This window comes from Actinomadura soli, from assembly GCF_005889715.1.
Lineage (GTDB): Bacteria > Actinomycetota > Actinomycetes > Streptosporangiales > Streptosporangiaceae > Spirillospora > Spirillospora soli.
This window is the reverse complement of record NZ_VCKW01000352.1, coordinates 1-6,862: the sequence shown is the minus strand read 5'-3', so window position 1 is coordinate 6,862 and position 6,862 is coordinate 1. Positions and strand designations below refer to the sequence as shown.

Sequence of the window (6,862 nt, the reverse complement as noted above, 5' to 3'; positions counted from 1 at the left end):
GCTCGGGGCGTTGTTCCGTGGGGGCGGGCCGGGACGTGCCGCGCGGCGGCGTCCAGTTCAGCACGGCGCCGCAGCGGTCGCAGAACGAGCCGCCCTGACCGGTGGCCCCGCAGTCGACGCAAACTCCGGTCGAGGTCACTGCCCTGTTCCTTTCTTCAGAACGTGCACGGCGTAGGGGATGTGGGCCGGACGGACCGCCGCGACCAGCGCGTCCAGCCGCCGCTCGTCCACCCGGGACGGGTCCGCGACCCGCAGGAAGACCTCGAGGTGCGGCTCCGGCTCGCCCGGGATCGCCCCGAGCGGACGTTCCGACCAGGTCGCGCCGCCGCTCTCGACGATCTCCGGCGTCTCGCCGAACGCCATCAGGACGGCCGCGGCGACGCCGTGCCGGGTGCCGCGCAGCCGGTGCAGCCCCGTCGCCTTCGCGACGGCGGCGCGGGCCTGCGGCTCGGTCTCGTCGCCGTGCAGCTCGGCGCCGACCCAGCCGGCCAGCCAGCCGACGAAGTCGAGCGGGGCCAGCGCGGGCGAGAAGTACGCCTCCAGGTTGTCGAGCACCGTCAGCAGCGGGGCGAGGAGGTCGTCGAGACCGGCCACGAAGCGCTGGGCGAGGTCGTCGTCCGCGAACACCGAAGGCAGCCGCGGACCGAGCGGGTGCGGCGACCGCGGCCCGTCGACGGCGCCCCTCATGACGCCCCTCCGAGCACCCGGACCTTGTGGTCGTAGGAGAACACCAGGGCGGAGGCGTCCAGGTCGATCCGGTCGGACGCGTCGCCGCGCTTGCCGGTCAGCGGGTCGGCGGCGTGCAGGCGCACCTCGTCGACCAGCTCGACCCCGGGCACGCGCTGCAGCACGGCGAAGACCTCGCCCGCCTGCAGCGGGCGCCCGAACCGCCAGCCCCGGCCGTCGGAGCCGCCGGTCAGCGGGTCGAGGTGGGCGTACAGCGCGTCCAGCGCGGCGCGGCGGACGGCCTCGCCCTCGGCGGCGGCGAACGCGTGCACCGTCGCGACGACCGTGACGCCCTGGTAGAACGGCGGGCCCACGGCCAGCCGTATCCCGATCGGGCGCCGGTCGTCCAGGTAGCGGGTGACCCGGCGCAGCAGGTCGTCGCCGGGCACGAGCTGCTCGAACCGGAGCCGCCCGCCCGGGTCGGGCACCGCCTGCGGCACCACCAGGACCCGGACCGCGCCGGTGCCCGCCTCGTCCACGGGGAGGCAGCGGATCCGGGCGGTGTCGGGCGCGGCGCGGCGGGCCAGTTCCTCGTAGTCGCGGGCGGTCACCGCACGGTCCTGGGCGCGCAGCGCGACAGGGGTGCGCCGTTTGGCCTCCTCCAGCGTCTCGGCGTCGACCCCGCCGCGGGCGGCCTCCCGGTTCTCGACCTGCGTGACGTACGGGACGGACGTGCGCAGCACGCTCAGCCCCCCGCGCGCCACGTTGCCGGCGCGGCCGCCGCCCGTCCGGTACCGGCGCGCGCGCAGCACCGCGCCCTTGTCCGGGACGGCGCCGTACTGCCGCAGCCCACCGTCCGGCGTGCGTACCGCCGGGCCGAACGAGATCTCGCCGGTCGCCGCGTCGAGCCGGAAGTGGCGGTCGGCGGGCCCGGACGCGGCGAAGTGCTCGACGGCCGCCCATTCCCGCCAGCCGCCGCCCTCGGACGACTCCAGCACGAGTGAGGGGTCGCCGGCCGCCACGGGGGCGTGCTCGGTCCGGAACCGCTCTCCCGGGACGCCCGCGGCCTCGCCGAGCGCCTCGTCCCGGATCGTCTCGGCGTGGACGGCCCCGGTCGTGCCGCCGACGGTCGCGGCCTCCGCCTGCCTGATGGTCGGCGACACCGAATAGAACGGCTGGCCGGGCAGCGGCTCCGTCACCCGGCAGCGCAGCCAGCCCGCCTCCTGGGCGCCGAGCCGGGACATGACGTGCCCGTCCGGCACGTGCAGGACCACCTCACCGGACCGGTTCAGGCCGCCGGTCCCGTCGGAGGCGACCTCGCACTCCCGCCAGCCCTCGCCCGTCCACGCCTCCCAGCGCAGCGGCGGCTGCCGCGGGTCGACGCCGACGCCGTCGACCCGGCTGTCCAGCCGGATCATCACCGCGCACGACGGGACCGCCGCCGACAGCCCGAGCGCCAGCACGTCCCCCGGGCGGGGCGCGGCGGAGAAGCACGCGAAGTCCTGCCCGCCCCGGACGTCGGCGGTGTGGTCGGCCGTCGTCCCGCCCTCGGGCTGCACCGCGACCGCGGCCAGCTCGCACGGCACGACCCGCAGGTCGCGCTCGGTGGCGAACACGACGGCGTCCTCGTGCTCGGTGCGCCGCGTCGCGATCTCCACCCCGGCGGGCAGGACGACGTCCTCCTCCTGCGGCGCCGACAGCCAGAACGTCACATCGGTGCGGGCGGCGGCGGGCGGTAGCAGCGTGATGCCGAGCAGGTCGAGGAACGCCACATGGTTCTTGTCCGGCACCCGGTTCAGCCGGTACACGAGCTGGTCGACCATGTGCGCGACGGCCTCGATCAGCGTCACGCCCGGGTCGGAGACGTTGTGATCGGTCCACTCCGGGCAGCGCCGCTGGATGTAGCGCTTGGCGTCGTCGACGAACTGCTGGAAGCGCCGGTCGTCGAGGTTGGGCGCGGAAAGGGGCATCAGCCTTCGCTCTCGGAAGAAGACGGGACGGCGTACGGCGGGACGCCGCCGCCGGGCGAGGGCTCCCCGTCCGGCGGCTCCTCGTGCGACGGGATCACGTAGAACGGGAAGACCAGGTTGCGCGGGTTGTTGGTGCCGCGGACCTCGTAGCGCACGTCGATGAACAGCACCGACCCGTCGTCGGGCGACACGCTCACCCGCACGTCGGAGACCTCGATGCGCGGCTCCCAGCGGTCCAGGCTGCCGCGCACCTCGTAGGCGATGCGGCCCGTGGTCTCCTCGTTGACGGGCGCGAACACCAGGTCGTGGATCGCGCAGCCGAACTCCGGCCGCGTCGGGCGCTCGCCCGGCGCGGTCGCCAGCACCAGCCGTATCGCCTCCTCGATCTCCCGCTCCCCGGTGACCAGGACGATCCCGCCGGACGCGCTGACCCGCATCGGGAACCCCCAGCCCGCGCCGACGAACTGCTCCCCCATCACTGCACCTCGCTCAAGGAATGACCATGACCGGCTTGAAGTTCTGCGTGATCAGCCCGTTGACGTTGAGGTTGCCCTGGACCTGGACGACCCCGGTGAGCGCGATGCTCGCCCCGGTGACGGCGACGTTCGGCGCCCGCAGATCGAGCCTCGTCCGCGCATCGACCGTCACGACCCCGCCGCTGACCATCACCGCCCGGGCCCCGGAGATGTCGATGGAACCGTTGCTCGTGACGGCGAGCCGGGTGCCGGTCTCCCGCAGCGTGACCGACATCAGGTCGTCGCCGCTGGAGATCGTGACGCCCTGCCGGCCCGGGGCGTCCAGCAGCTCGATCCGGTTGCCGGTGCGCGAGGCCACGCTGCGCCAGTTGACCTTTCCGCCCGGCCGCGGCGCGACCACCGGCATCCGCTGGTACCTGGGCGGCCGGTCGACGCCGTTGTAGAGCCCGCCGATGACGTAGGGGTGGTCCAGGGCGCCGCGGTCGAACGCGACCAGCACCTCGTCGTTCACCTCGGGCATGAGGAGCCCGCCGCCGCCCTTCCCGCCGAACTGCACGACCCGCGCCCAGTCGCTGACGTAGTCCTTGTCCAGCCAGGGGAAGCGCAGCCTGACGCGGCCCTCGCGCTCCGGGTCGTCGTTGTCGGTGACGAGCGCGGACACCACCCCGGGCAGCCTCGCCGCGGATGCCGCGGAGCCCCCGGAGACCAGCCCGAACAGCGAGCGGTCCTGGCGTCCGGACACCGTCAGCCGTGTCACGTACTCCTCCCCGCTCATGAACATGTGGCGGGCGGAGGTGACGGTGTACTTGCCCTCGAAGGGCCGGCCGACATCGTTCACGGCGACCGGAAGCCCGGGGCGCAGCCTCGGGTCGCCGTGCACCTCGGCCTCCAGCTCGGCGAGGGCGGAGCCGACGTCCGCGGCGAGCGCCTTCGCGGCCACCCGGGCCTGCGCCTGCGTCTCGTAGGGCACGCCGGTCTCGACCAGCTCGGCCTTCCCGAACGCCTTGGTCACCGCGGCGCCGGTCAGCCCGATGGACAGTTCGGGGCTCTCGGCGGCCTTCGCCTGCTCGGCGAACTCCCGTTTGCGCTTGGGGTCCCAGCCGCGCACCTGTACCGTGCCCGCCTGGTCCGAGGCGGTGACCCCGGCCCGCAGGCGCAGCAGGTTGACCCCGAACTGCAGGACGTACGGGCTGGACCCGGCCTTGGCGCCCTTGCCGGGGGCGCTCTTCGCCGGTGTCGGCTCGACGTACCGGAACCTCCCCTCGGGCGAGAAGTAGAGCTCGACACCGTTCTCCTGGGCCAGCCTGGTCAGGAACTCCCAGTCGGTGACGTTCGCCTGGGTGATCATGTCGTACTTCATGAGAGTCCGGTCGATCCGGTCGACCTTCAACCCGTTCTGCGAGGCCAGCTTCCGGGCGATATCCGAGGCGGTCATCTCCTTGTAGCCCACGACCCGCCGGTTGCGCAGGAGCCGGTGCCCCGGATCGTGGCCCCGCACGATCGTGTACTTCCCGGTGCGGTCGGAGTCGACCTCCAGCGCGGTGACCTCCCCGGTGAGCAGTGGCCTGCCCCCGTCCTCACCGACGACCAGCGCGCGCAGCACCACCTCGGACCCGAGCGTCGCCCGGACGTCCGCCAGCAGGACCCGCTCCTTGTCGCGGAACGTCAGCAGGAAGGAGGCGGGCAGGTTCACGCTGGTGTCCACCCACGCCTCGACGAGCTTCGACTCCAGTTCGCTCGGCAGCCTGCGGCCGTCGACGGTCACCTGCAGCTCGTTGGTGTAGCTCACGATTCCCCCTCTAGGCCCGGATCTCGTCGGCGGCGGGGAGCAGCAGCTCCCGTCCCGGCGCCAGCCGCATCGGGTCATCGATCTCGTTCGCCTCGGCGATCACCCGCCAGGCCGTCGCGTCGCCGTACTCGCGCCACGCCAGCGACTGCAGCGTGTCGCCCGCCACCAGCCGGTGGACGCTGCGCGCGGTCAGCGCCCCCGAGGTCGGGTTCTGCTTGGGCGTGTCCTGCGGGATCTCCTCGAGCGAGACCCTGCACGTCGCGCGGATCGGCACCCCGGTGGAGCTGAACAGCGTGTAGGACGCGCTCACCTGCCGCACGTACGCGACGAACCGCACGGTGGTGAACTCGCCCCATTCGAAGAGGACCCACGGCGGCGACGCCCGGTTCGGCAGGCTCGACGGCGCCGCCCGCAGGCACGAGAACAGCGCCTCCACCTCGTCGCGCACCTTGCCGTTTCCCGGCTCGTCCGAGGAGTCGAGGAAGATCTCCACATCGAGGCTCTGCTGCTCGGTGCCGAGGAACTCCACCTCCGCCCCGGCCCGGGTCGCGACCGCCGGGCTGGACCGCCAGTTGGCGGACTTGGTCAGTTCCAGCGCCGCCGGGTTGAACTGGAACTTGAGCGCCTTGATCAGCCGGCCCGGCTTCGTCCCCTTGCCCGCCGGCGGGTCGTGGATGCTGAGCTTCGCCCGGACGTGGCTCGCCTTCCCCTTCATCAGCTCATGAACCCGTGGTGCGCGATCTCCAGGACCTCCGTCGCCACCGCCGGGCTCTCGGGATCCAGCGTCGGCCCCGTCCAGCTCACCGGCACGACCTCGAGCAGCTTCCAGCGCGCCACCACCGACCCGTCGAGCCGCAGCGCCTCGATCTCCGCCGTCGGCCGCTTGACCCCCGTGGAGACCGAGGAGATCCAGGCCGTCACCTTGACCGTCTCCTTGGTGAGCGGCCTGGTCAGCCGGACGTTGGAGTGCCGCACCCGGGAGGGCAGCTGCCACACGTGCCCGTTGTTGCCGCCCTCTTCCCGCTGCTCGATGTCCACCTGGGCGGAGAGGCCGTCGCAGCCGTTGAAATCCCCCAGGCTCTGCCCGTCGATGGTGAGCCGGAAGCAGATCGTCGTACCGGGATCCTCTTTGGGCATCGTGCACTCCGTTCAGTAGTTCCGCGGGTCGCGCAGGCGCCCGACCCGCTCCCGGTCCATCCGCAGCTCCGCCCGCAGCAACCGCGCGAGCGGGCCCAGCAGGTGGCGGGCCAGCTCGTCCACGTCCATCTCTTCGGGCCGCCGCGCGTCCGGCCGTCCTTCATCGCGGCGCGGCGCGACCGGGCGCGCCTCGTCCCGGCTCGCGACCGGGCCCGTCGCCGCCGACTGCGCCGCCATTGCCCGGGACGGCACGGTCTGGGACGGCACGGTCTGGGACGGCACGGTCTGGGACGGCGCCGTCTGGGGTGTCCGCCCAGCCTGGGGCATCCGCCCGGCCTGGGGCGTCCGCCGTCGCGGCGGCGGCGGATCCGGGAGCCGCGGCTCCGGATCCATGTCCAGCGGACGCTCCGGGACCGGCATCCGGCGCTGCACGGGCAGTTTCGGTGCGAGCCCGGTGGCCTCCTGGACCTGGGCGGTGATCGGAGTGGCCACCGGGCTCGCGAAGGGCGTCCCCGGAGCCGGTTCGACTCGGGGCGCCCGGCCGACCGGGGCAGATGGCGCGGCGGAGGTTGGGTTCACCGCCACACGCTGAACCGGCGGCCGCACAGGGGCGACCGGCCGAGCCGGGCCGGCGGCCTCGACCCGCCGCGGGGGAACGGGAGACGCCACCGCACCCGAACCCCGGCGACCAGCCGTCCGAACAGTTCGCTGGACGACGGCACCGGCCGTCCGCCAGACCGGACGGACAGCACCCGCGCGCCCGGTCGGCAAATCCCGCGCGGGCCCCTTGACCGGCGCCACGGGCGAGCCGACCGGCCCCGCTC

Annotated in this window: 7 protein-coding genes; all 7 read right to left on the bottom strand. The window is 73.8% G+C overall.

Annotation, left to right across the window (positions count from 1 at the left end):
- Positions 1–135 precede the first annotated feature (135 nt).
- The 7 genes from ETD83_RS37805 to ETD83_RS37775 are packed head-to-tail and all read right to left on the bottom strand — an operon-like array spanning position 136 to position 6,530.
- Entirely contained in the window at positions 136–687 is a 552-nt protein-coding gene (locus ETD83_RS37805) for a phage tail protein (RefSeq protein ID WP_138650004.1), read from the bottom strand.
- Positions 684–2,636 carry a putative baseplate assembly protein gene (locus ETD83_RS37800; RefSeq protein WP_138650003.1) on the bottom strand — a complete coding sequence of 651 codons (1,953 nt, stop codon included), beginning with the start codon at positions 2,634–2,636 and terminating at the stop codon, positions 684–686. The genes ETD83_RS37805 and ETD83_RS37800 overlap by 4 nt, the downstream gene beginning before the upstream one ends.
- A complete protein-coding gene (locus tag ETD83_RS37795) occupies positions 2,636–3,112 on the bottom strand; it encodes a GPW/gp25 family protein (protein ID WP_138650002.1) in 477 nt (158 codons plus the stop codon). The genes ETD83_RS37800 and ETD83_RS37795 overlap by 1 nt, the downstream gene beginning before the upstream one ends.
- A 13-nt stretch (positions 3,113–3,125) precedes the next feature.
- On the bottom strand, positions 3,126–4,901 hold the full coding sequence (locus ETD83_RS37790) for a VgrG-related protein (RefSeq protein WP_205718102.1): 1,776 nt from the start codon (positions 4,899–4,901) through the stop codon (positions 3,126–3,128).
- A 10-nt stretch (positions 4,902–4,911) separates the two neighbouring features.
- Positions 4,912–5,616 carry a CIS tube protein gene (locus ETD83_RS37785; RefSeq protein ID WP_138650001.1) on the bottom strand — a complete coding sequence of 235 codons (705 nt, stop codon included), beginning with the start codon at positions 5,614–5,616 and terminating at the stop codon, positions 4,912–4,914.
- Positions 5,616–6,038, bottom strand: coding sequence for a phage tail protein (locus ETD83_RS37780; protein WP_138650000.1), 423 nt, complete (start codon positions 6,036–6,038; stop codon positions 5,616–5,618). Before ETD83_RS37780 ends, ETD83_RS37785 begins: the two co-directional genes overlap by 1 nt.
- 12 nt (positions 6,039–6,050) lie before the next feature.
- Positions 6,051–6,530: a hypothetical protein gene (locus ETD83_RS37775; protein WP_138649999.1), complete on the bottom strand. Its 480-nt coding sequence runs from the start codon at positions 6,528–6,530 to the stop codon at positions 6,051–6,053.
- Between the last annotated feature and the right edge of the window lie 332 nt (positions 6,531–6,862).